Raw genomic sequence first — 23,058 nt, 5'->3', positions numbered from 1 at the left:
AAGGAGGAGGACGATGGTAACGATTTTGATTGCCGAAGATGACCGGAATGTCCGTCTGTTACTCGGCGAGACACTCCGGTCCGCCGGCTTTACGGTGATTGAATCGAGAGACGGGAAAGACGCACTCGATCAACTGGATCAACAACACGTCGATCTCGTCGTAACGGATGTGATGATGCCGCACGTCTCAGGGATCGAACTGGTTGAGTTGCTGCGTGAATCAGGATACGAACAGCCTGTCTTGATGTTGACGGTACTGGATTCCTTTCAAGATAAAGAAGCTGGTTTTACGACGGGTGCTGATGATTATATGGTCAAACCAGTTGACTTAGATGAACTCTTACTACGAATCCGCGCGTTGCTACGTCGGTCAAAGATCGTAGCAGCACAAGAATTAATCGTGGGTGCCCTGCAACTACGGATAACGGACGCAACGGTCGTGACGCCTCGTGGGGAGATGCCGTTACCACAGAAAGAATTCCAACTGCTCTATCGCTTATTAGCACATCCAAAACAAATTTTTACACGCCAGCAATTGATGGATGAGATTTGGGGATATGACGCCGAGAGCGACAGTCGGACGGTTGATGTTCACATCAAACGGTTGCGTGACAAGTTCAGTGACTATGATGATTTTACGATCGAGACGGTCTGGGGACTCGGATATAAAGGAGTGATCCAGTGAAGCGCTTCGTCCGCTCGATTTCCGGTCGTTTTTTCGTGATCCTATTCGGTTTGTTGTTACTGCCACTTCTTTTACCATTCGTCATGACGGTCTGGTTCCAGTTCCAAGAAGTCGATCAAGACCTAAATAATCAATTGCAACAACGAACGGATCAGATTGAACGATTGATGCAAGACCAAAATCTGTCGTTCGCTGAGGCGAGTCAGTATATGGATCAGTCTTTGATTCAGACGACACAATACACGTCGCTCAATCAAGTACAGTCATTATCGTCGTCAGAACGTGACCAATTACAGCAAAAGGGTGAAATCACGATCGATGGGGCGTGGCTCGAACCGTCGCAATACATTCGCGAGACGGAGACAGGATATCTCGTCTCGACACCGATTGCCGGACAACGCATCCTTGACGGATTACGAACGTCAGCTGGAATCGGTATCGTCATCACGATCGGCGTCGCCTTCATCCTGACCTGGCTTGCCGTCACGCTCGTGACACGACGGATTCGTAGCATCAGTGAAGCGGCGATTGAAGTGACGAACGGAAACTATGATGTCTCGATCAAGGAAGGTGGAAATGATGAGGTCGCACTCCTCGTTGAAAACTTCAACCACATGACCGAAGCACTGCGACGAAACGACCATCTCGCAAAAGATCTCGTTGCCTCGATCTCGCATGAGCTGAAGACACCGATTGCTTCGATTCAAGGATTTTCTAGGTTGTTACAGACAGAAGAAAACTCGGATAAACGGCAGCAGTACTTGACGATCATGGAGCAAGAGAGCACCCGTCTATCACGCTTGACGTCGAATCTCGTCCGCTTATCGCGGCTTGATCATCAGACGATCATCGAGCGGAAACGGTATCGACTTGATGAACAACTTCGGACATGTCTTTTACTACTGGAACGGCAGTGGACGGAGATATCACTTCGACTGGAGCTTGATTTACCAGAAGTGTCCGTCGAGTGGGAAGAGGAACTGATGCAGCACGTCTGGCTCAATCTGCTTGAGAACGCGATTCGGTTTTCGCCAGAGTCGGGAGTATTAGAAGTTACCTTACGTGAAGGAAAGAACATTCGTGTCACGATCCGCGATGAAGGACCAGGAATCGCAGAACAGGACTTACCGTACGTATTCGATCGCTTTTATCAGGGCGAACAGTCACGAGCGAATGAAGGACATGGTCTTGGATTATCGATCGTTAAACGAATCATTGATTTACATGATGGTGAGTTGACGATTGAGAATCATCCAGATCAAGGCGCAATCGTGACCGTTACGTTAACGGCGCACGAGACGCGTGAATGATGACAGACAAAAAGAAGCGCGGACTTACACGATGTTATCGTGAAGTGTTGCGCTCCTTTTCATTTGCGTAAGTCATCAATGTGGATTCAGCTTAGTTGTCTAGCTTGATATGCATCCTTCGTAATTGTTTGTGTAGTATCCTTCTTTTCAAAGGTTCACCTGCGTCTTGATCAGGTGTATAGGCATAATCACTAAAGATTTTAGCACCGTCCTTGAGCCAGTTCGCACGATACAAGTCGTGTGCTTCACTTCTTGATAAGAAGATACCATCCTCGATTTCGACATCATCGTCTACTCCGAACTGAAAGCCGCAACAAGAACAAAGTTCGAACGAAGCATCATTGTTCGCGTAATAAGCGACATCGTCCATTTGGTCATATCCGCATACGGGACATGTGTATTTCATGAAAGCACCTCATTGCTCAAGAATCTTTTGATACTTGTATCCTTTTAAGATATCTAATTGATCCGTATAGGTCCAGTCAGCGATGGACTGGTCGGGATGCGATTTAAAATAATGATTGAGGATATCACGCCCTAACATATAGTTACTCCAGCGAGGAAGCTCTTTTTGTTCGTTACCCAGGATAAAGTCGAGTTGCGATACTTCATAGCTGTTGACGAGATGCGCGACATGTTTCTTCGTCGCTTCATCCATCTCGACATTCCAAGGAATGGAAACGCCTTTGACGATTCGGTCGGCAAAGGCATCTGCCTTTCCTTCGATAATGACGGAATTAAGAATCGTATTTAAACTAAAATCGGGTGTATCCATGAGGACTAAGTGATGATATTCATGTGCCGTCGTATATGCTAAGACGTCTTGATCGTAGTTTGGATCCAGGTAGAGAATGAAGGCATCTTTATAGGCTGCTCCTGTAACACCTTTCATCGGCTGGATATCGAGAGAAGATTCAGGATTAATGGGGCCGACAATAATAGTACTTTTCTTTTTGGGAAGGATTTTATGTGAAGCGATGTAATTGTTTTTGATGATTTTTTTAATGTTGTCCTGTTGTTTCATCAAGTTCTCGATTTTATCGAGTAGCTCTTGTTCGTATACGGTTGATTGCAACATCAGAGAACCTTTTAAGTCGGCTGTCGCGAACTGCTCCTTTTCCCCGATTTTGTCGATGTAGCTTAAGACATACTTCGTATAATTCTTTTTATCGACTTCAGGATCATTGTTTTTTAAGGACGCTTGTAGATATTTTTTGTATGGTTCATAGAGAAAAACAATGTTCAATTTACTTTCGTCATCAATTTTTACAGATTCAGATTATACTTTTGTACTCTTTGACATCATTTTAGTAGTAGGCTGTGTTGTCTTTTGCTCTTCTGTACAAGCGGATAAAAGCAGAAGGGGAGCGGTTAAAAGTACTATCAGTGATTTATTCAAGATACGTTCATCCTCCTCTTTTTATAATGTAAAACCATCTGCTGTTCAATCCTCTTTCGCCATATGATCAATGATGATTGGATCGCTGTAGGACAAAATGTAAAAATCCTGTTCATGTGTCCTGATGGCAAATAAGTGCAAGTCGCCCCGTTCAGTATAAATTTCCTTCGTTTTCATATACTTTGCAGCGAACTCTCCAAATATCGATTCTTTTGACTTCACGACTGGATATGGATTTCGAAGCTTCTCGTCGATGATGCCATGCTCTTGCAATGTCCCTAGAAAAACAGCGTACTTTTCAAAACGCATCAAAAAGTAATCACGCGAAGGATCGTCAATCAAAAGTTTGAATGTTTCGTCAGCTCCATAAAAATAGAAATCAATCGCATAATGGTCGTTTGCCTTTAACGACATCGTATCCAGTTCGAGATCATATTCTTCAGTCGTCAGTAAAAAATCGAGATCAATAATCTTCAAAAAAGTCACTCCTTTGTGATGAACGAGGTCGACGAACATTATTTTATCGAAGATTGATCGATGAACCACTTATCCCCATGTTCCGCGATGAAACGGTATTCCGCACGATAATGTGCGTCGTGACCTTCTTCTTTCATCTTGATGAAGGCAACATCACCGTCCGCAGCTTTTTGGTCAATCAACAGATAGAGGGCTTCGACGCGCAACAATAACATCGGTAGTAATTCGGAACGTGGACCTTCATAACCATAAGCATCAAGGAATCGACTCACGCGCTCTGCGAAGCGCGCGTCATCCTGTTCCGATACATAATCGATAACGGATCCGTCAGGTGCTTGCCGTCTACTACTGAGCGGGACGAACGTATAGAGGGCGTAGACGATATCCCATGCACGTGGTCCGGGTGCTGCAAAATCAAAGTCGATCACACCACTAAGACGTTGATCCTTAAAAATCGTATTGTAGACAGCAAAATCATTGTGGCAGATGACTTCGTATGGAGTAGGGGTATTAAGCAATGGTTCCCAGTTACCGGTTTCGAAGTCGACTGTTGCGTCATGATACTTGCGCATCAAACGCGCGACGTCTTCTAAGACATCGTCTCGCCACATGTACGCTTTTAGCGGATAGTCTGCCGTCTCACCGGGGAGGAAGGTCAGGATCTCTCGATTTTGTTCGTCGATGCCGACGAAGCGGGGAACACCGGATAAATGTTTCGCTTCTAAATGGCGTAATAGACGGTGAACATTTGGACTGTTCTCATTTTGTGTACGATAGACATAGTTGCCTTTTTGATAGACAGCGGAGACATTTCCGCCAGTCAATCGTTGTTCTTCAGACATAACGGTCACCTCTTTCGGTGTTAGAATTGTAATCGATTACATATTGTCGGATTATTCTGAACCCATTTAGAAGAAACGGATTGTCTCTTCTATGAGACGGGAATCGAGTATTAAAAAGCCGAAAGAAGGTCGATTCTCATGCTGGCATTTTTCATCGTATTCAAGAATATGTACCATGTGCTACGGATCCTCTTCAAGCAGCAGGAGCAGCAAGCTGTCATGGGATCCGTCGTATTGTTACTCGCGATTGGCATGTTCTTTTATCATGGTGTTGAGTCACTTGGTTACCTCGATGCTCTGTATTTGTCGGTCATGACGCTGACGACGGTTGGTTATGGTGATCTTCATCCTGTGACGCCGCTCGGTAAGATTTTCTCGATGGGATATGTTTTACTTGGCATCGGCATGATCAGTGCCTTGATTGCCAACTTCAATCGTGCGTTACGTCAACATCATGGCGTCGACTCGCCATCGAAGAAAGAATCAAATGATTGATCCACGATGTGCTCGAAAAACGTTTCGATCTCTTTCGTTGAACGAAAATGAACGATTTGGTCCGCTTCACCGGGAGCAGGTGGCTCGATCCGTTGTCGTTGATAGATTTCATCGTACGACGAGTCGCCTCGGATCTCTCGTCCATCGCGTGTCGAATGGGTCAGTCGGTCAACAAGCATCGCTTCAGGTAAGTCGAACCAGACGAGGATCGAGCGGAAGATCGAACGGGGAAAGTGTTGCAACAGTTGTTTTCGACCGGTCCGTGTGAGGTTCGCGTTACAGAGGATGATCGTCTCGATGGACGAAGAGATTGCCCGCCCCATCAGCCACTTCGTCAAGTCATGCTTGATATGATTTGCCCCTTCTGTCGGGACGAGTTCCGGATAATGACCGAGCAAAAAACGCGCCTGAAGATCCTGATCGATGACAAGGCTTGAGGGGAGACAGTGGGCAAGTTTTTTGGCGAACGTCGTTTTCCCAGCGTGTGTCGGACCGATTGTTAGCAGGACTGTCCTCATGACGTCAGTTGTTCCTCCGGTGAGCGATCGGCAATAATTTGCGTTAGCCACTCTTCCTTCGTACCGAAGCAAGGAGTCGTTCGTCCGATATGATAAAACGTGCTTGCTAATGGACCGGTGAAGTAGGTTGCGTCCGGCATGCATAAGTAGATCGGGCGATTCGTCGCGAGCGCAACCCCGAGTTCGACGTGGCTACTTTTTCCTGCTGGTAACACGAGGACGAAGGCGTCTGCTTGCTGGACGGCTTCGAATTCAGAAAGACCAATGTTTCGTAATGCTTCGGGATCCTCTGCCCGATCATTCATCGTCCAGTCGTATGTTAAATCATGACCACGCAAGCGGAGTTCATCGCGGAGCCAGCGGACGGTCAACGTGTGGTCGAAGCGCGAAGCGATATAGAGTTTCATGTATGGATTCCTTTCTCAAATAAAAGTTGTTCGATAGTTTGAACGAGCGCGTAGGCTCCGTCAGACGTATTCGATAAGACGGTGACAATCGTATTGGTTTGCTGATAATAAGCGGAATGGAAGCTGACACCCGGGTCGTAGCCCATGATGTGCCATTTCTCGCGGGTGGCGTCGAGTTGTTTCAGCCAGACACCATAACCGTAAGACGCTACATCATTGACACCGACATGGGGATGGAAGAGTTGCGTAGTCATCGTTTCAGACAATAGTTGGTGTGTTAAGAGACTGCGCGAAAATCGTTCCATATCTGCTGCTGTGAGGAAAGCACCACCATCCGGTCCGCCGATGATCGGTAACGCATAGTGATTCGTTCGCCACGATCCATCCGCCTCTTCGATGTGTCCAATCGCTGTATCCGTTGGTAAGGCGTCGAGTCGGAAGTAACCAGACTGTGTCATTTCGGTGCGAGCGAATAATTCGTTCGTGATATGGTCCGTAAAGGTTTGCTGAGTGAGTTGTTCAATTACGAGACCAAGCAAGATATACCCCGCATTGTTGTAGTGAAAGCGTTCGCCTGCAGTGAACTGTCTTTTTTGATCACGAAATAATGGCAAAAAATCGGTCGGGCGACGCAAGCGATACATTGGGGTATCTTGAAAAACATCCTCAAAATCAGTCATCGTTTCCTCATCAAAATAATCACCGATCCCTGACGTATGGGTTAACAAATGATGTACGGTCACGCCATCTAAATCAATTCCTATGTCCGGAAGAATCGTTGCAATGGATTGATCGAGTGCTAGTTGACCAGTCTCGACTAACCGTAAGACGTAAGATGGCGACCGCTGTGAAGAGTTTCGCGCCAGAAGCAATTCCGAAGCGCGTCGTCTCTGTATTCAATACACGATATCCCCGATGCGCAAATCCGTCAGCGTGGCTAAAGATCAGTTCTCCTTCCTGATGAATGGAAACCACCCCTTCAAAATGTGTAAGATTTGGTAAATATGTAAGCTCTTTCATCACGTTCATCATCCTCTCTGCTTCCCATCCTATCGAATTCAATCATGCAAGAAAAGGGAATTATAAGAAAAATTTGAAAAAATTGAAACTTTTTTAACGTGACGCGTATCTAATAGGGGAGTGATTGCAGAAAGGAGGCGAGTGATGTGTTTCGAAAGTCAGGGGCATTATCGGATACTGCCTTTGAAGCAGCGTTATTTGCAGAAGAGGACTATGTATACCGCATTTCTTTCATTTATTTGAAAGAAGAGTCGGCAGCACTCGAGAACGTCCAAGAGGTCGCATATCGAGCGTGGCGTGCCCGAAAGAGTCTGCGTAATGCCTCGTATTTTAGGACGTGGTTGACGCGGATCACGATGAATTGTGCGTTTAAGCAACAACGTGCGTCGTTTCAACCGTTGACAGTTGAACGCAGCCCAACCGCGTCGTTTGAAGAGCGTCTCGTTGATCGTTTGTATCTAAAGGATTTACTCGAGATCCTCGAGCCGACCGAACGCTCAATCGTTTACTTGCGGTATGAAGAGGATTTGTCCTTGCAGGAAATCGCGAGTATGTTTGACGTTCCACTGAGTACAATCAAAAGCACACTATACCGCGCTCTCGAAAAAGTACGTCGACGACAAAAGGGGATGAGCCTATGAGTCATGAGCGATCAATCTTGATTGATGTACCGTCATCCGTCAGACAACGAACGGTCCAAGGCATTCGGAAAGCGAAACGACGCCGGCGTTCCCTACAAGCCGCTTTTCTCGCCGTCGGTCTTACAATCATCGGTGTTAGTTCCTTACAAGAGACTATTCCCGAACAATCATCGCAATCGATGAGGGTCGGCATGTATTATGATGAACAGTTTTACACAGTAGCAAAAGAGATGACGAATTTAGACTGGCAACAATTGAAAGGGAAACGACTTGGTGTTACTGATGATGTCTTGAACGATACGGGACTGGAACAAGACACATCTGATTTTTCGTCGAACCTCGAAGCGTTTACCGTCTATCGAGTCAACGACGATCCAGTGTCTGAGCACGTGCTGGTCGTTGGTCAGGAAGAGGGACGAGAACGGGTGATGATTCTGTCACCAGAACGGTAAAAAGGAGGGAAGAGAGATGAACGTTCGGTCCTGGACAACTAGCGATTTGCCGCAATTGGTCGGTTTAATCGCGCAGCTCGGATATCCGGCAAGCGAGAATGTGTTACGTGAACGATTTACGCGGGTCACGCGTCATTCGGATTATGATTTGCTTGTTCTAGAAGAAGACGGGATCCTTCTCGGCTGCGTCGGTCTATTTCAGGCGCAAGCGTTCGAGCATGATACGACCTATGTCCGGATCGTTGCTTTCGTCGTCAATGCGACGCATCGTCGACGGGGAATAGGTCGCCGCTTAATCCAAGCAGCGGAAGACTGGGCACAAGCGAGAGGAGCGACTGTTATCTTACTGAATAGTGGCAATCGCCCAGAACGCGAAGCAGCCCATCACTTTTATCAGGCGATGGGTTACGGGGTGACGAGTACGAGTTACTCGAAGTCGTTACCGTCATTGTGATTGACGAAAACCATGGAAAGCACGAAATCCTTGCTCTTCATAGAAAGGAGCAGACTGACGGGTTGCCAGTAGATCAATGCGAGTCGGGTAGGTGTGCTTCAGATAATTGAGCAACTGTTGTCCGTATCCTTGCTTGCGCGCCTTGCGACTGACGAGAAGCTCGCAGACGAACGTCGTCACGTAACCATCCGATAAAGCGCGGACATAAGCAAGGACTTGTCCGTCGCATTCGAGGACGTATGCGGCATTCGCATTGATCCATGCATGGCGCGTCCGCTCTTTCTCAGCGACGAGATCCTGCCAGCCTTCTTGTTCGTTCAAGCGATGAATCTGATCAAAATCTTCAGGTTGGAAACGGCGAATCTGTTCAGTCATGGATGAATCTCCTTTGGAATAAGATTTTGTAACGGAAGCGGCAACTGATGCCAGTCCGAAAAGTGTGTGTCGGTCAACGCAACATCGCCCGTGCGCTTCCAAATCGCCTGCATACCGAGTGCGCGTGCCGGTAAGATATCGTGATCGTAGTTGTCTCCAACAAACAGCACCTCTTCTGGACGAACACCTAAACGGTCTGTCACACGTAAGAAAAACGCTGGATCCGGTTTACGTAAGCCTTCTTGCTCCGAGATTCCGATTTGCGTAAAGGCAGAAGTGAGTCCAATCGCTTCAAGGACTGCACGTTGAAACGTCGTCCGACCGTTCGATAGCAAACCAATCGGTAGATCAGGCGGTAATTGCGCAAAAAAGGCGTCGACTCCCGGAAAGCTACTTGCGAAGGTCGGGTAACGCGTCACGTAGTCGTGTAGCAGTACTTCAACAGAAAGCGACAACTGGAAGCGACAAATCATTTCAGCATAGACGACGTCCTTCCAGACCCGCCCGCCTTGATCAAGCTCTAGGAAGACGCTGACGTACTCGTCTAGCGGAATATGCGAGACGTAAGCTGAAAAACGCTCATATTGGTTCTCAAGAAAGTACGGAAGAGACCCGCTTCGGTCATGTAACGTCTCGTCTAAATCAAACAATAGCGCACGAATCAAGATCAACAACACCTTTCACAATATAGAGGAGTGATTTTAATGGAACGAACGATTCAGCAACAAGGGAAACAAGTGACATACTATGATAACGGTTCGACAGGTCGACCGTTGTTGTTATTACCCTCGCTTGGTGGGACGTATCAGGACTGGTCGGACATTCTGACGAAACTAGCACTGGACTACCGGGTCGTCAGCTTCCATCCGCACGAATGGTCGGAAGATTATATGAACGGAACGACAGGCATCTTGCAGCAAATCGAACAGATCCTTAATGTGGCGGACATCACGACTCCGGTCACACTCGTCGGACATTCTTACGGTGGACTCGTCGCGCAAGCTTTTGCCTTACGACAGCCGGAGCATGTAGCTGGACTCGTCCTCGTTGATGCGACATCCGTTGACTTACAAGAACTCGATCAGCTCGATACACCGACACTCGATCAAGAAGGGGACGACGCCGTCTGGATCGAACGATTCGCGGAGCTAGCGACAGCAACCGACCTCCGCGATCGATTCCCGGATGGTGACGACCGCACGGACTGGAACCCAGCGTATTACCAGGCAATGCATGCCATCATTTCAAAGTGGAAGACTGATGCGAAGGCGCTTCAACCACTCATGCGCGACCTTGGGTTCCCGATGACTGTTCTCGGTCGGGATAAAACGAAATCGATCCAGACGATGATGGCAGCCGGTTTTCCGGAAGATGAACTCGAACGAATGGAAAATAAATGGCAGGATTTAATCCGGCGACAGGCGAATCTATCCTATCAGGCGAACGTGACGTTCGTTCCGGGCGCATCACACCTAATGCATCATGATTGTCCGGACGTCGTCGCAAGCGCGATTTTGACACTACATCAACCGAAGGAGTTTACCGTATGACACGCTTGTATGTACTACATGGCTTAATGGGCACGGCAGACACACATTTTGCACCACAACTATCCGCTCTCGCGGCTGATTTTACGTTCGTTCCGATTGATCTACCAGGGCACGGGTTCACGACGGAACCAGCATCGGACGATTACTTACAACAAGCAACAGATGCCATCCGTGAACGAATGGCACAGGAAGGTCCAGGATGGATTCTCGGCTTGTCGCTTGGGGCGACGCTTGCGATGCAATTGGCACTCGATCCACCGGTCGAACTCGAAGGTGTTATCGTGACGGGTTATTCACCGTTCATTCCGGAAGCGATGGAACCGTTGATGCACGAGCAACGGGACTATTTCCTCAACATCGATCAGCATGCACCGGACATTGCGCTTCAGTTCGAACAACTGCATGGTCCGACTTGGAAAACGACGGCACGAGCAGTCCTCGATTTGATGACGTTCCGTTTCCCGACAATGACGGAGACGATGCTGCAGTCGATCACGCTTCCGGTCGTCATCATGAACGGGACGAATGAAAACTATGAAGTTGACGCAGCCGCTTTCGTTACGGCACACGTGCCGAACGTCACCGCTTTACCAATCGAAGGAGCAGGGCATACAGCGAATCTCGATCAACCGGAGCGATTCAATGAGTTGTTACGCAAGATGCGTCAATCAGTATTGTCGACTTAAGCGTTTCTTCATCTTCTCTTGATACATCCGCGCATCTGCCTCATGCAGGACGTCGTCGATTCGGCGTCCTGTTGTCGTATGGACGGCACCGATTGCGAGTCCGATTTCGTGCGTCGCAAACGTCGAGTGGACGTGTTCGACGAACGATTCAAAAGAAGTGAGGGACGGACTGTAGTCAATCAAGACGAATTCGTCGCCGCCAATCCGGTAACCATGATCCGTTAAGCGACGAATGCAGAGTCCTGTCTGTTCCAGTAATGCATCACCGACAGCATGACCGAATCTGTCGTTCAGTTCTTTTAGTTCATTCAAGTCAAGCAGAATCAGACCATATGTCGTTTCCGCTTGATCCAATTTGCGAACCACTTCATTGAAGGCGTGTCGGTTACCGAGCCGCGTTAAGGAATCCGTTCGGTATTGAGCAAGCAACGCTTGTTGTGATTTTAACTGGTCATCAATGTTGCGGATTACACCTTGAATGGCAACGATCTGTCCATTTTCACGAATCGGTGTCGCATATTCTTCGAACCAGATGTACGTCCCGTCATTTGTCCGCCAGCGCTGGCGAAATGGCTGATCGTAATCGCAGTCACCCGAAATCTTCGACATTAAGACCTCGATGTCTTCTGGATGAATCCGGGCAAAACACTCATCCGGATCAATATAACTCGCGGCTGCGACCCCTTTGCCGATATGATCATCGAGGGACGGACTGATATATCGGAATCGATATTCCGGCTGGACTTCAAACACATAAAAGATATCTTTACATAACGCAATCGTATCCGGTTGTTGCTGCCGAAATAACCGAAAACTAAGCAACATTACGAGACTACCAATAATCAATCCCAACACAAATATGATGTTCACCTCCCGTACTCTTGCCTCATCATATCATAATTGGGTATTATTCCCTATAATTGTCAAAAAACATTCCGCTATTTTGAGCGGAATGTTTTCATTTAATCGAGTTCAAGGAAGACACGAAATCCACGACTGGCATAATAGGAATCTGCCCCATTGTGATAGACGAAGGTCGTTTCGTAACGACGATCTCCGAACAAGGCGCCACCTTTTTGATGGATCATGTCTGGTGTCGCAAGCCAACTGGAAGTCTTTTCGTCAAACGAAAACTGTGTCTGAAGTTCTTGATATTGTTCTGGTGTCAATAGGTGTAAGTCGAACGTTTCGATCAACGATTCAATACTAGCAACAGGGGCATTTTTCTTTCGACTAAGACGAGCGGCTTCGTCAAAACAGACACTCCGTCGACCAATTGGACTCTCTTTGACAGTGTCGGTGATGACAAGTCTTCCTTCTAGTTTTACGACATTCGGCTCGCCACCTGTTTGTTCCATCCATACAAGTGCTGCTCGTTTTGAAGATGTCAGACGTGTCTCGACCTCATCATACGAGAGTCCATCATGGCGATCAGGAGTGGCCTCAAAGCGGTCACGAAACATCGTTAGCTGTTCATCCATCGGTAAAACCTCACTTTCCTAGTCCATTTTTTCCATTATTCAATGAATCCGTTTCCAACGCAATCATTCATTGACTGAATAAGTCAATCTAAAGACAATTGACAAATGAAATCGGACTGCCTACACTAATTGTACATATCCGGTTTCTGTCGCGATCGCGCGGACAGGAACGACATTCAGGAGAGGAGCCAACCGTATGCGCTGGATCAGTTATGCGGCTGTCGTGACGATTCTTTCGTTCTTAGCGTTCACGGCGTATTCGTTCCTGACGACGATTGACTTTGAAATCGTCTATCAGTTCGGGACGTTTGCGATGACGTTATCCTATTTTATCTTTGGTTTACCAATGTTATGGATTGTTCGCCACTATCCGTTAACCCTTCGTCTACTCATCTATGTGACGACGAGTGCCGTCGTCTTGTTTCTATTTATCGGTTTATATGAAGCGTGGCACGAGGCATCCTTGTCACCTTTACCACCAATCGGTAGCATGATCCAATTCACGGGTCTTGCTTGTCTGTTGTTCGTCTTACCGTATGAGATTGCCTATCGTAAAAATTTCGTTTCTATTCAACCACGTATTTCTTGACAGTATTCTTGTTTTTAAAGAATACTGTTTTTTATTTCCTTTCATTTAGAAGGAATTCCCAATATATTCTTGAATAGTACGGTATCACGAATATATGGAGGGCTTACATATGGAAGGAACATTTCAATGCAAACAGATGGGAAAATCATTTTCGGGAGACGGTGTCGAGACACATGCGTTACAAGATATCGATGTGACACTTGAAGCGGGTGACTTCATCTCGATCATCGGACCATCGGGTTCTGGAAAGTCGACGTTACTCAGTTTGATCGGGACGCTTGATCGTCCGACGAGTGGGGAGTTGCATTATGACGGGAAACCGATCAACAAATTGAAAAGTAAGGAACTATCCGACTTCCGCTTCGAGAACATCGGCTTCATCTTCCAACAGTTTCATTTGATTCCGACGCTGACGGCGCTTGAAAATGTCATGGCACCACTGTTCGGTCGGAAAGTACCATATGATAAAAAAGAACGCGCAGAGCAGTTACTCGCGCAAGTCGGTCTCGCTGATAAAGCAGGCAGTTTGCCGTCGCAACTCTCTGGTGGACAACAACAACGTGTCGCCGTTGCGCGAGCACTCGTCCATGAACCGAAATGGCTGCTTGCCGATGAGCCGACGGGCAATCTCGATACGGATACGGGAGAAATCATTTTCAATCTCTTACGATCATTAAACGAAGAAAAGGGCTGCGGCGTGTTATTCGTCACGCACGACCCGGCACTTGCGGAACGGGCGAACCGAACGATTGAGATGCGAGATGGCGTCATCATCGAAGACCGTCTCGTTCATGTCTGAGCCTCGTTTTTGAACTCCCTTCCTCCACCCCTTACACTTAAAGGGTAGAGGAGGAATGCGTGATGCGATTAGGAATACTGGATCAAGTACCGTTACATGAGGGCGATACGGTCGAAGCCACAATGGAAGCAACGGAACGACTCGTCATAGAAGCCGAGCGACTTGGTTATGAGCGGTACTGGTTCGCCGAACATCATAATACGAATGGGTTGCTCAGTGCGGCACCAGAGTTGTTCATCGCCCGGATGGGTGCGAAGACGGCGACAATTAAACTTGGTTCAGGTGGAGTATTGCTACCGCAGTATCATCCCCTGAAAGTCGCCGAGAGTTTTGCGACACTCGACGCCTTTTATCCAGGACGGATCGAACTTGGAATCGGCAATTCGCCAGGTGGAAGCGAGCGGACACGACTTGCTTTGACGGACGGAGAAGAAAACCGAGCGGCTGAGTTTAGTCGACTTGTCAATGAAACGGCGGGCTTTTTGACAGACGGTTTATCGAATCGACACCCGTACCGGATCGTCAAGACAACACCACGGGACCGACAACCGTCGCCGATCTCGATTCTGGGCCTTTCCCCACGCAGCGCCCGGATTGCAGCAGAACAAAACCGTGGTCTCGTTTTTGGTCACTTTATCAATCCGGATCGTTGGGAAGAGACACTCGCTGCTTATCGCGAGGCAGGAGGAACAGACATCATCGTCTGCGTTTTCGTCATCTGTGCACCGACGCAAGAAGAAGCAGAACGTCTCGCTCGAACACAGGATGCCTGGATTCAAGGCGTCCGACTCGGGAATTCAATCGTCCCGTCGTTTGCTTCGACTGAAGCAAAGGTCTGGAATGACGTTCAAGCGGAACGGATCCGTAAAGATCGACGGCGGGCGATTGTCGGGACACCGGACGTTGTTGCGCGCGAGCTTGAGGCATTAGCAACGCGTTATCAAACGGATCAGTTTTTACTGATCAACAATGCCTTTGATCAAGAAAAACGATTGCAGTCGTACCAGCTGATCGCGGAGCGACTTCTCTAAACATAACAGGACCCCTCGTTAGCTGTTTTGCTAATGAGGGGTCCTGTCTACAAGTCTTCATTCAATTAACGTTGCGCTGTCGGACGAATCAAGATTTCGTTGATCGCGACATCCTCTGGTTCGTTAATAGCATAGGCGATGGCACGCGCAATTGCGCTTGCATCGATGGCTTTCAAGTCACCGATCCCTTGTTTAATCTCTTCATCCGAGATATGGTCTTTCAATTCCGTATCGACCGCTCCCGGTGAGATGATCGTTGCACGGATATGATTATCGACCGATTCTTCCTTACGAAGACCTTCCGTGATCGCGCGAACGGCGAATTTCGTCCCGCTATAGACGGCACTCGACGGCATGACTTCATGACCTGCAACGGACGAGATGTTGATGACGTGACCGCTTTTTTGATCGCGCATATACGGGAGGACTGCTCCAATTCCGTGAAGGACACCTTTAATGTTGACGTCGACCATTGTGTTCCATTCGTCCTGCTGATTTTTATGGAGGTGTGATAGTGGCATCAATCCAGCGTTGTTGACGATGACATCAACTGAGCCAAACTTGTCTTTCGCAAGTTTAGCGAGTGCATCGACTTGCTCACGGTCGGTGACGTCCGTCAATTGATAAACGGCTTGACCACCTTCCGCTTCAACCGCTTTGACGAGTTCTTGCAAACGATCTTCCCGGCGTGCAGCAAGAACAAGTTTTGCACCTTGTTTCGCAAGTTCTTTCGCTGTTGCTTCCCCAATACCGCTTGATGCCCCTGTAATGATGACGACTTTATCTTGAATCATCTGAACTCCTCCTTCTAAATAACGTACTCCTTGAGAGGTATTGCCGCTTTTATTGATTTAAAAACATCGTATAGGAGGTTTGTTCATGAAACGGTATCTCTTTATTGGATTGATCGTGATTGCAATCGGATGGTTTTTATCACTTGATCCATTTCGGCATCAACCACCTGAACCTACCGCGACCATCGAAGATCGGGAGGTGAAGGTATATACCGGCACCTATAGTTGGTCAGGAATGTTTCGTGGAGAAGTAGCTGATACGAAGTCGGAAGCCGTCGATTTAGTAAAAGGCGATCCGAGTACGCAAGCAAATCCTGAAGATCGATTGACGATTCGTTTTGAAGAGGAACCAGCTCCGAAGTCTGTCACGATTGTCTTATGGTCGGTCAAAGATCATAAAGAGATGAAAACATATAAGAAGACTAGGCAGATCACACTTCCTTCAACTTCCGGAAAGTATGTCTATCAGATTACAGCCGATTGGAAAGAAGGGAACGGTGATTTTGCCTTTCCAATTGATGTGAAATGAATAACGAAAAAAACATATTGACGAAATGTATGTTTAATGATAAATAAAACGATCGTTGACCTCTTTTTAAGTTGGAAGAGGTCTTTTTTCGTGAAATATAGTAAATAAGGCACTAGTTTCGACTTATTTAGTCTGAATAATCAGAATATATGAACATTTTAACAAAAGTGTATTTAAATGTTTCGGGTTCGAATGAACGGGAATAAACACATCATACACATAATATTTCATGTGTTGAATCACCTAGGTGAAAGAAGATAACAATTGTAAAGGAGAGGTGCAGATGAATGGGTTCAATCGATTCTTACTCGTCATCATAGGCATACTCGGACTAATCAGTGTCGGGCTGCTTGTGCTCGGTGTGTATGATGTTCCACGCCTTAGTTCGTTAATCGAGCAGTGGCAGGATCAGCAATGGTATAGCTATACCGTTCTATCTATTGGAGGATTTTTAGCATTCGTATTCGTCATTCTATTATTCACAGGACTATTTAGCCGCTCGAAAGGTCAACGTCTGTTGATTCAAACAGGTGACGGAACAATCACAATTTCGAAGGAAACGATCGAACGGACGGCATTAGAGTCGATTCGTGGAATCGGTGGCGTACGAACACCGCGTGTTCATGCCGACATTCATTCGAAAAAAGAGACGGTCGCCCTAAAAGTCGACTGCTCGGTCTTTGGACAAGAGGGTTTACCGACGATTGCGAAGGATATTCAAGAACGAGCTAAACAAGCTGTCGAATCTTTACTTGAGTTGCCGGTAACGAGTACGAAAGTCACGATTAGTGACACGAAAACGAAAACATCGGAACGTGTCGTCTAAAGGAGGAGCGGGAATATGAAGACAAGAGAAGCACTCTATCCGTATCGGTTCCGACTGATCGGGGGACTTGCCGGTCTGATCCTCGCCATCTTATTCTTGACGATTGGCTTTGGTCCGACAATCCTTATCGTCGCCTTCGCAGCGATTGGATTTTTAATTGGAAAGTGGCGCGATGGTGCGCTCGATATTGAAGGGTGGATTCAGTTCTTTCAACGGGACTGATTCATATATAATTTACTAAACATTCAAAAGGAGAGATTTCAAATGGCAAACGAAGTAAACACAACAACTGAAAACGAAGTGGTACGCGAGAATAAATTGACGTTCGAAGATCAAGTCATCAAAAAAATCGCAGGGATCGCGTCGAATGAAGTGACAGGCATCTTGTCAATGAGTGGTGGATTCATGAGTGGACTGACGGATCGTCTCCGGAGCACGGAAGACATTACAAAAGGAATCGGTGCCGAAGTCGGGGAACGTCAAGTGGCACTTGATTTGAAAGTCATCGTCGAATACGGCAAAAATATTCCGTCGATTTTCCAAGAGACAGTCGCTAAAATCAAAAAATCGATCAGTGACATGACAGGTCTTGAAGTCGTCGAAGTGAACATGCATGTCGAGGACGTCATGACACGTGCGGAGTTCGAAGCGAAAAATAAATCGAACAACGAGCAAGAAGAAAAAAGCCGCGAACTACAATAAGCAAGTCGAAGGATCCGACGGAAATCGTCGGGTCTTTTTTCATGTATGTAAAAAAATGACGTAATATTTAAAAGTGGTGGATGAATGAGGTACGATAGATATATAAGCTTGATCATTGTTTGAAAAGGGGATGCATCTTTGAAACAAAACGATTCGCATTATCTCTGTCCCGTATGTGGATTTGATGAACTCGATGATCCGCCATATTATGAACACTATGCTGGGAGTAACGAAATTTGTTCATGTTGTGGTTTCGAGTTTGGTGTGGATGATTTCGACTGTGCTGAAATAAACATGGAACAGTGTCAGATGAAGAAATCGTTAGATAATCGCACATGATCTATCGACAAGACTGGATTAATAGTCGCTTTAGATTATTTGATCCGAGTAAGTTCCAAGCATCGGTGAAAATCGGACGGCGACTACGTGCTGAAGTCGCGATGAACCAATTGCAACGTACTTGTTATAGGACCTGACGAAATCGTCGGGTCTTTTTTCATCGAATCGACATGACGTTTGATACATTTGATGATGAGAACGGGAATAGATTAGTATCACGATAGACGAAAGGATGATTCACGATGCGACTAACAGGAAAAACGATCATCATCACGGGTGCTGGTTCTGGAATGGGTGAAGCCATGGCAAAATTGTTTGCACAAGAAGGCGCACGGGTCGTTGCAGCGGACATTCGATTAGAAACCGTCGAACGAGTCGCTACCGAAATCAAGGAAGCAGGTGGAGAAGCGATTGCTGTTGTAAGCGATATCGCCAAGTCTAGCGCAGCAGGAGAACTCATTAAACAAGCACTTGATGCTTATGGACAACTGGACGTTCTCGTCAATAATGCTGGGATCATGGACGGGATGGAAGGCGTGGCAGACATCTCGGATGAACGCTGGGATCATGTCCTTGCAGTCAATACGACGGGAACGATGCGTCTGATGCGTGAAGCGGTCAAACACTTTAAAGAAGTCGGAGGTGGCGTGATTCTGAATAATATCTCAATCGGTGGTCTGAATGGTGCCCGAGCAGGAGCGGCATATACGGCATCCAAACATGCCGTCATCGGTCTGACGAAAAATACTGCCTTCTTTTATGCTGGAGAAGGAATCCGGTGTAACGGAATCGCACCCGGAGCCGTCGAGACGAACATCGGGCAATCGATGACGAATCTAAACGAATTCGGAATGGGACGAGCGATGCTTGGTATGGGACTCAATCCCCGTGCCGGTCATCCGGATGAGGTCGCAAAATTGGCATTATTCCTCGTGTCCGATGAAGCAAGCTTTATCAACGGTGCGATTGTCGTTGCCGACGGTGGATGGAGTGCATATTGAATTAAATATCTTGTTTACTAGATTGCAGTTTAAAATAGCAGGAACTTGTCGATATAAGGGATAATATTACAATAGGTGAACAAACCTTAGTTTGAATCCAGGGAGGAATCGGCATGTCGATGCATGAGCAAGCAACACAGGTCACCGACACACAAGTCATCCGGGCAATCGAACAAAATCTAGCGATCATTCGTTTTGATGATCGACGGAAGGTCGCGTACGTGAATGAACTATTTGCTAGAACAATGGGATATAAGGTAAAAGAACTAATTGGTAAGTATCACCGTGATCTTTGTTTTCCAGAGTATGTGAATAGTCCAGATTACGAGGTGTTTTGGCGAAAATTGATGCAAGGCATCACGTATCAGGATAAGATTGAACGCCGTGCTGCTGACGGACAACAGAAGTGGCTCGAAGCAACGTATATGCCGATTTACTCCGATGACGGACGACGGGTCGTAGGGGTCTCGAAAATTGCATCGGACATCACGATTCGCCAGCAGGACGTGTTACGAATGGCGGCTGAGCTCAACGAAACCTCAGCATTTTTAACGGTCAAATCGGAAAGTGGTCGACAAGATGGTTTAAATGTCCTTGCGACCGTTCAACAAGTCGAGGCGGAGTCTATTGAGAACTTGTCGAGTCTAGTTGCCTTGCGTAAAGATGCGAACTCGATCACTGACATCGTCAAAACGATCCGTGATATCGCCGCACAAACAAATCTGCTCGCCTTAAATGCTGCGATCGAGGCAGCACGTGCTGGTGAACATGGGCGCGGGTTCGATGTCGTCGCGACCGAAGTCCGGAATCTGTCGAACAAGGTCTCACATTCAATCGGGGAGATTAAGGAAAATATTGAGGGAATCGTCGAGCGGATCGAGGACGTCTCGCACAGCATCGAGCGGATTTCGTCTAAGGTCAAGGACAGTACGGGTCAACTCGAGCATACGGTCAGTGAGTTCGATCAGTTGGCTGATTCAGCGAAACAACTCGAGCGTCAGGCAAAACAATTCGTCAATGTTTTGTGACACACATCGATACCGAATCACACGAGCTGTTCGCTTGTTGTTGATTCGGTATTTTTAAATGACGTTATCACTATCGAGAAATAGAAAAGACGCTTGTTAAATCGGAATCATTACGATATGATGTAAAACGTAATTATTCCGAATTAAAGGTGGAGAACAATGTCTACATATAAAACAGCGAGCCTCATCGGTAGTGTCTTCCTCGGATTGACACTTGCCGGTTGTGCCTCCTCTGATACGCCACAAGAGCAAAACCATTTGACGTTCGTCTATAACTTCGCGACACAATCACTCGATCCGCATCGGGACAGCAGTTATGTTCCGCTTCGCGCGGGGGTGACGGAGACGCTCGTCCGTCTCGATGACGAACGATTGACGGTCGAACCGTGGCTTGCGAAGAGTTGGTCCTACGAAGGAAAGCGAACGTGGCGGATCGTCTTACAGAAAGACGTGACGTTCCATAACGGGAAACGACTTGATGCTGCGGCCGTCAAATCGTCTCTCGAACGCTCGATCGACGAAAATCCAGGTGTCAAAAATGCTTTGAACATCGAGACGATCAAAACGGATGGACCAGATGTGCTCATCCAAACGAAGTCGACTTATCCGGAGTTCATCTCGGAACTTGTCAATCCGAACACAGCAATCATCGACACGGAAGCGAGCGGGGTAACGAAGGAACCGATGGGAACTGGACCGTTCCAAGTCGAGCGGTTCGCTCCGGGAACAAAAGTCGAGTTAAAACGTTTTACATCCTACTGGCAAGAACAAGCGAAACTTGATTCCGTTGATTTTGTTTTTAACGAAGATGCTGGCGCACGGACGAACGCTTTGCGTGCCGGACAGGCGGACATCGTCTATCGTCCGGAAATCGAGAGTGTCAAGCAATTGAAGTCTGAAGGGTTGACAGTCCAAGCGACGGATACGTTCCGTGTCCATCAGTTGACGATGAATGTCGCGAACGGTCCGATGCAATCGCTTGAAGTCCGACGGGCAATGGATGCTTTGATCAATCGAAAGCAACTCGTCGATCACGTCCTCCAAGGATATGCGATGCCAGCGCGTGGTCCGTTCCTCTCGTCATTCCCATTTGCTCCGAATTATCCGCAACAAGACCAGAAGACGCCTGAAGAATGGCTCAAACAAGCCGGGTATACAAAACAAAATGGACGGATGCAAAAGGACGGTCGTCCTTTAAAACTGACCTTATTGACGTATGCGGCTCGACCAGACCTGCCGTTGATCGCCCAAGTCATTCAAGATGACGCGAAAAAGATTGGCGTAACGATCACAATTAAACAGATCGATGTCCCAGAAGAATACATGGCGAGTAACCGGGACTGGGATATCGCGACGTACAGTAATCTGACAGCTCCACGTGGCGATGCCGGGTATTACTTGAATGCGACCTATCATCCAAACGGAGGACTGAACTTCAGTGGCGTTTCGGATCCAGTTTTGACGAAACAGATCGAGACGTTGAACCGGACGATTAAGGTCGATGAGCGTTCACGCATTGCTGAGCAGATCGCACGATATGTCGATCAAAATCGCTACAATAGCTTCTTGCTCCATCCTTCAACGCTTGTCGCTTACGACGGCAAACGTGTCAAAGGGTGGAAAACGGAGAAGAGTGAGTACTATATGATCACCAATACACTTCAGGTAAACGAGTAATGCATCCAATCGTCAAGCGCTTGTTATCGCTGAGTCTATTTACGCTCATCATGACGTTTAGTTGCTTTAGTTTATTGCGTTTATTACCGGGAGATCCAGTATTGACGTTATTAAATATCGATGAATTATCAGCAACACCCGAACAAATCGAGGCCGCACGCCGTGAATTAGGATACGATCAGCCGTTGCTCGTTCAATACGTTCGTTGGCTGCAAGACATCCTCACCTTACAGCTTGGAGACTCATTGCAAACGGGTCGACCGGTAATCGAGATGTTGCGTGAGAGTTATCTCGTGACGATAGAATTGGCAATCGGAGGAATTGCGATTGCGTTATTGATTGCGTTACCACTTGGAATCGGCAGTGCATTGACAACGAGTGACTACGTCGTGCGACTTGCAAACATCGTCAGTGTCACTGGTGCAGCGATACCTGGTTTTTGGATTGGTCTGTTACTCGTAGATCTGTTTGCCGTCCGCCTTGGCTGGCTTCCCGTGATGGGACGAGGGGGAATGACGTCACTCGTTCTCCCGGCACTTTCACTTGGTTTTCCGCTTGCGAGCGTCTATATCCCATTGATTCGACTGAATTTACGGCGTGAACTGAACCAACCGTACATCGAATTAGCTCGGATGCGTGGGATATCCGAGCGGACGATCCTTTGGCGTTATGCGTTACGAGGGAGTATGCCACCGGTCCTATCCGTATTTGGTCTGACGCTCGGTAGTCTTGCCGGAGGCGTCGTCGTCCTTGAAGTCCTGTTCGCGTATCCGGGTGTCGGGAAGTTGATGGTCGATGCGATTTTACAACGTGATTATCCGCTAATCCAAGGATACATCTTGCTGACGACAGGCTTCATTCTCGTCTTGCATCAGGGAATCCGGTCGCTGAACCAGGCATTACGACCAGATTGGAAAAGGAGCGTAGATTGATGAAAAAAAGAATGATGGT

The 23,058-nt window shown here is 47.3% G+C and carries 33 protein-coding genes; 20 read left to right on the top strand and 13 right to left on the bottom strand.

Going from position 1 to position 23,058, the window contains the following annotated elements; genetic code table 11:
• The first annotated feature begins 13 nt into the window (after positions 1 to 13).
• Together ADM98_RS10390 and ADM98_RS10385 are read left to right on the top strand one after the other, a co-directional pair.
• Positions 14 to 685 (top strand): response regulator transcription factor, encoded by a 672-nt coding sequence (locus ADM98_RS10390; protein ID WP_053453438.1) that lies wholly within the window; start codon positions 14 to 16, stop codon positions 683 to 685.
• Complete coding sequence (locus ADM98_RS10385; RefSeq protein ID WP_053453437.1) at positions 682 to 1,995, top strand: HAMP domain-containing sensor histidine kinase; 1,314 nt, start codon at positions 682 to 684, stop codon at positions 1,993 to 1,995. The genes ADM98_RS10390 and ADM98_RS10385 overlap by 4 nt, the downstream gene beginning before the upstream one ends.
• 91 nt (positions 1,996 to 2,086) lie before the next feature.
• Here the strand turns inward: ADM98_RS10385 and ADM98_RS10380 are convergent, their stop codons facing one another.
• From ADM98_RS10380 to ADM98_RS10365, 4 genes are all read right to left on the bottom strand, one after another.
• A complete protein-coding gene (locus ADM98_RS10380; RefSeq protein ID WP_053453436.1) occupies positions 2,087 to 2,401 on the bottom strand; it encodes a hypothetical protein in 315 nt (104 codons plus the stop codon).
• Between the two features lie 9 nt (positions 2,402 to 2,410).
• Positions 2,411 to 3,241, bottom strand: coding sequence for a DUF2268 domain-containing protein (locus ADM98_RS10375; RefSeq protein WP_235504880.1), 831 nt, complete (start codon positions 3,239 to 3,241; stop codon positions 2,411 to 2,413).
• Positions 3,242 to 3,439: 198 nt separating this feature from the next.
• Positions 3,440 to 3,871 (bottom strand): hypothetical protein, encoded by a 432-nt coding sequence (locus ADM98_RS10370; RefSeq protein WP_152548183.1) that lies wholly within the window; start codon positions 3,869 to 3,871, stop codon positions 3,440 to 3,442.
• Between the two features lie 38 nt (positions 3,872 to 3,909).
• Entirely contained in the window at positions 3,910 to 4,713 is an 804-nt protein-coding gene (locus tag ADM98_RS10365; protein WP_053453435.1) for a phosphotransferase enzyme family protein, read from the bottom strand.
• Positions 4,714 to 4,851: 138 nt separating this feature from the next.
• Here ADM98_RS10365 and ADM98_RS10360 point away from each other — a divergent pair, with 138 nt between their 5' ends.
• On the top strand, positions 4,852 to 5,208 hold the full coding sequence (locus ADM98_RS10360) for a potassium channel family protein (protein ID WP_053453434.1): 357 nt from the start codon (positions 4,852 to 4,854) through the stop codon (positions 5,206 to 5,208).
• Here the strand turns inward: ADM98_RS10360 and ADM98_RS10355 are convergent.
• From ADM98_RS10355 to ADM98_RS17660, 4 genes are read right to left on the bottom strand one after another with little or no spacing between them, the layout of a single operon-like run.
• The gene (locus ADM98_RS10355; RefSeq protein ID WP_053453433.1) at positions 5,166 to 5,726 is read right to left on the bottom strand and encodes an AAA family ATPase; all 561 of its coding nucleotides are present in this window, start codon (positions 5,724 to 5,726) and stop codon (positions 5,166 to 5,168) included. The genes ADM98_RS10360 and ADM98_RS10355 overlap by 43 nt on opposite strands.
• Positions 5,723 to 6,133 carry a hypothetical protein gene (locus tag ADM98_RS17370; protein WP_053453432.1) on the bottom strand — a complete coding sequence of 137 codons (411 nt, stop codon included), beginning with the start codon at positions 6,131 to 6,133 and terminating at the stop codon, positions 5,723 to 5,725. The genes ADM98_RS10355 and ADM98_RS17370 overlap by 4 nt, the downstream gene beginning before the upstream one ends.
• Positions 6,130 to 7,005 (bottom strand): serine hydrolase domain-containing protein, encoded by an 876-nt coding sequence (locus ADM98_RS10345; RefSeq protein WP_053453431.1) that lies wholly within the window; start codon positions 7,003 to 7,005, stop codon positions 6,130 to 6,132. The genes ADM98_RS17370 and ADM98_RS10345 overlap by 4 nt, the downstream gene beginning before the upstream one ends.
• Entirely contained in the window at positions 6,887 to 7,153 is a 267-nt protein-coding gene (locus tag ADM98_RS17660; RefSeq protein ID WP_268760718.1) for a serine hydrolase, read from the bottom strand. Before ADM98_RS17660 ends, ADM98_RS10345 begins: the two co-directional genes overlap by 119 nt.
• Positions 7,154 to 7,299: 146 nt before the next feature.
• Between ADM98_RS17660 and ADM98_RS10340 the strand changes: the two genes are divergently transcribed.
• From ADM98_RS10340 to ADM98_RS10330, 3 genes are read left to right on the top strand one after another with little or no spacing between them, the layout of a single operon-like run.
• On the top strand, positions 7,300 to 7,794 hold the full coding sequence (locus ADM98_RS10340; protein WP_053453430.1) for a sigma-70 family RNA polymerase sigma factor: 495 nt from the start codon (positions 7,300 to 7,302) through the stop codon (positions 7,792 to 7,794).
• Positions 7,791 to 8,246 (top strand): hypothetical protein, encoded by a 456-nt coding sequence (locus ADM98_RS10335; RefSeq protein ID WP_053453429.1) that lies wholly within the window; start codon positions 7,791 to 7,793, stop codon positions 8,244 to 8,246. The genes ADM98_RS10340 and ADM98_RS10335 overlap by 4 nt, the downstream gene beginning before the upstream one ends.
• Positions 8,247 to 8,262: 16 nt before the next feature.
• Entirely contained in the window at positions 8,263 to 8,700 is a 438-nt protein-coding gene (locus tag ADM98_RS10330; protein WP_053453428.1) for a GNAT family N-acetyltransferase, read from the top strand.
• Here the strand turns inward: ADM98_RS10330 and ADM98_RS10325 are convergent.
• Positions 8,692 to 9,075, bottom strand: a complete 384-nt coding sequence (locus ADM98_RS10325; RefSeq protein WP_053453427.1) for a GNAT family N-acetyltransferase — start codon at positions 9,073 to 9,075, stop codon at positions 8,692 to 8,694. The genes ADM98_RS10330 and ADM98_RS10325 overlap by 9 nt on opposite strands.
• The gene (locus ADM98_RS10320) at positions 9,072 to 9,740 is read right to left on the bottom strand and encodes an HAD family hydrolase (protein ID WP_053453426.1); all 669 of its coding nucleotides are present in this window, start codon (positions 9,738 to 9,740) and stop codon (positions 9,072 to 9,074) included. Before ADM98_RS10320 ends, ADM98_RS10325 begins: the two co-directional genes overlap by 4 nt.
• Before the next feature lie 39 nt (positions 9,741 to 9,779).
• On the opposite strand from ADM98_RS10320, the gene ADM98_RS10315 reads away from it, so the two are divergent.
• A complete protein-coding gene (locus tag ADM98_RS10315) occupies positions 9,780 to 10,625 on the top strand; it encodes an alpha/beta fold hydrolase (protein WP_053453425.1) in 846 nt (281 codons plus the stop codon).
• Complete coding sequence (locus ADM98_RS10310; protein WP_053453424.1) at positions 10,622 to 11,311, top strand: alpha/beta fold hydrolase; 690 nt, start codon at positions 10,622 to 10,624, stop codon at positions 11,309 to 11,311. The genes ADM98_RS10315 and ADM98_RS10310 overlap by 4 nt, the downstream gene beginning before the upstream one ends.
• Here ADM98_RS10310 and ADM98_RS10305 read toward each other — a convergent pair.
• Together ADM98_RS10305 and ADM98_RS10300 are read right to left on the bottom strand one after the other, a co-directional pair.
• A complete protein-coding gene (locus ADM98_RS10305) occupies positions 11,294 to 12,166 on the bottom strand; it encodes a sensor domain-containing diguanylate cyclase (RefSeq protein WP_053453423.1) in 873 nt (290 codons plus the stop codon). The genes ADM98_RS10310 and ADM98_RS10305 overlap by 18 nt on opposite strands.
• Positions 12,167 to 12,273: 107 nt before the next feature.
• Entirely contained in the window at positions 12,274 to 12,792 is a 519-nt protein-coding gene (locus ADM98_RS10300; protein WP_053453422.1) for a DUF4256 domain-containing protein, read from the bottom strand.
• 196 nt (positions 12,793 to 12,988) lie between these two features.
• Between ADM98_RS10300 and ADM98_RS10295 the strand changes: the two genes are divergently transcribed.
• The 3 genes from ADM98_RS10295 (at position 12,989) to ADM98_RS10285 (ending at position 15,211) form a co-directional block, all read left to right on the top strand.
• Positions 12,989 to 13,381, top strand: a complete 393-nt coding sequence (locus tag ADM98_RS10295; RefSeq protein WP_053453421.1) for a hypothetical protein — start codon at positions 12,989 to 12,991, stop codon at positions 13,379 to 13,381.
• 109 nt (positions 13,382 to 13,490) lie between these two features.
• On the top strand, positions 13,491 to 14,180 hold the full coding sequence (locus ADM98_RS10290; RefSeq protein WP_053453420.1) for an ABC transporter ATP-binding protein: 690 nt from the start codon (positions 13,491 to 13,493) through the stop codon (positions 14,178 to 14,180).
• A gap of 62 nt (positions 14,181 to 14,242) precedes the next feature.
• Positions 14,243 to 15,211, top strand: coding sequence for an LLM class flavin-dependent oxidoreductase (locus tag ADM98_RS10285; RefSeq protein WP_053453419.1), 969 nt, complete (start codon positions 14,243 to 14,245; stop codon positions 15,209 to 15,211).
• A gap of 65 nt (positions 15,212 to 15,276) precedes the next feature.
• On the opposite strand, the gene ADM98_RS10280 is transcribed toward ADM98_RS10285, so the two are convergent.
• A complete protein-coding gene (locus tag ADM98_RS10280) occupies positions 15,277 to 16,005 on the bottom strand; it encodes an SDR family oxidoreductase (protein WP_053453418.1) in 729 nt (242 codons plus the stop codon).
• 85 nt (positions 16,006 to 16,090) lie between these two features.
• Here ADM98_RS10280 and ADM98_RS10275 point away from each other — a divergent pair, with 85 nt between their 5' ends.
• The 9 genes from ADM98_RS10275 to ADM98_RS10240 all read left to right on the top strand — a co-directional run bounded on the left by ADM98_RS10275 (position 16,091) and on the right by ADM98_RS10240 (position 23,039).
• Complete coding sequence (locus tag ADM98_RS10275; protein WP_053453417.1) at positions 16,091 to 16,534, top strand: hypothetical protein; 444 nt, start codon at positions 16,091 to 16,093, stop codon at positions 16,532 to 16,534.
• 283 nt (positions 16,535 to 16,817) lie between these two features.
• Positions 16,818 to 17,360 (top strand): alkaline shock response membrane anchor protein AmaP, encoded by a 543-nt coding sequence (gene amaP, locus ADM98_RS10270; protein ID WP_053453416.1) that lies wholly within the window; start codon positions 16,818 to 16,820, stop codon positions 17,358 to 17,360.
• A 15-nt stretch (positions 17,361 to 17,375) separates the two neighbouring features.
• Positions 17,376 to 17,582 carry a DUF2273 domain-containing protein gene (locus tag ADM98_RS10265; RefSeq protein WP_035407857.1) on the top strand — a complete coding sequence of 69 codons (207 nt, stop codon included), beginning with the start codon at positions 17,376 to 17,378 and terminating at the stop codon, positions 17,580 to 17,582.
• Positions 17,583 to 17,624: 42 nt separating this feature from the next.
• Positions 17,625 to 18,062 carry an Asp23/Gls24 family envelope stress response protein gene (locus ADM98_RS10260; protein WP_053453415.1) on the top strand — a complete coding sequence of 146 codons (438 nt, stop codon included), beginning with the start codon at positions 17,625 to 17,627 and terminating at the stop codon, positions 18,060 to 18,062.
• A 335-nt stretch (positions 18,063 to 18,397) separates the two neighbouring features.
• On the top strand, positions 18,398 to 18,538 hold the full coding sequence (locus ADM98_RS17365) for a hypothetical protein (RefSeq protein ID WP_160315936.1): 141 nt from the start codon (positions 18,398 to 18,400) through the stop codon (positions 18,536 to 18,538).
• 105 nt (positions 18,539 to 18,643) lie between these two features.
• Entirely contained in the window at positions 18,644 to 19,402 is a 759-nt protein-coding gene (locus tag ADM98_RS10255) for a glucose 1-dehydrogenase (protein WP_053453414.1), read from the top strand.
• Between the two features lie 113 nt (positions 19,403 to 19,515).
• Entirely contained in the window at positions 19,516 to 20,430 is a 915-nt protein-coding gene (locus tag ADM98_RS17690; RefSeq protein WP_326933874.1) for a methyl-accepting chemotaxis protein, read from the top strand.
• A gap of 159 nt (positions 20,431 to 20,589) precedes the next feature.
• Positions 20,590 to 22,107, top strand: a complete 1,518-nt coding sequence (gene nikA, locus ADM98_RS10245; RefSeq protein ID WP_053453413.1) for a nickel ABC transporter substrate-binding protein — start codon at positions 20,590 to 20,592, stop codon at positions 22,105 to 22,107.
• The gene (locus ADM98_RS10240; protein ID WP_053453412.1) at positions 22,107 to 23,039 is read left to right on the top strand and encodes an ABC transporter permease; all 933 of its coding nucleotides are present in this window, start codon (positions 22,107 to 22,109) and stop codon (positions 23,037 to 23,039) included. The genes nikA and ADM98_RS10240 overlap by 1 nt, the downstream gene beginning before the upstream one ends.
• Positions 23,040 to 23,058 lie beyond the last annotated feature (19 nt).

The sequence above is a fragment of the Exiguobacterium sp. BMC-KP genome, from assembly GCF_001275385.1.
Classification (GTDB): domain Bacteria; phylum Bacillota; class Bacilli; order Exiguobacteriales; family Exiguobacteriaceae; genus Exiguobacterium_A.
Note: the sequence above shows the minus strand (reverse complement) of the source record. Positions and strands in the feature narration are given on the sequence as shown.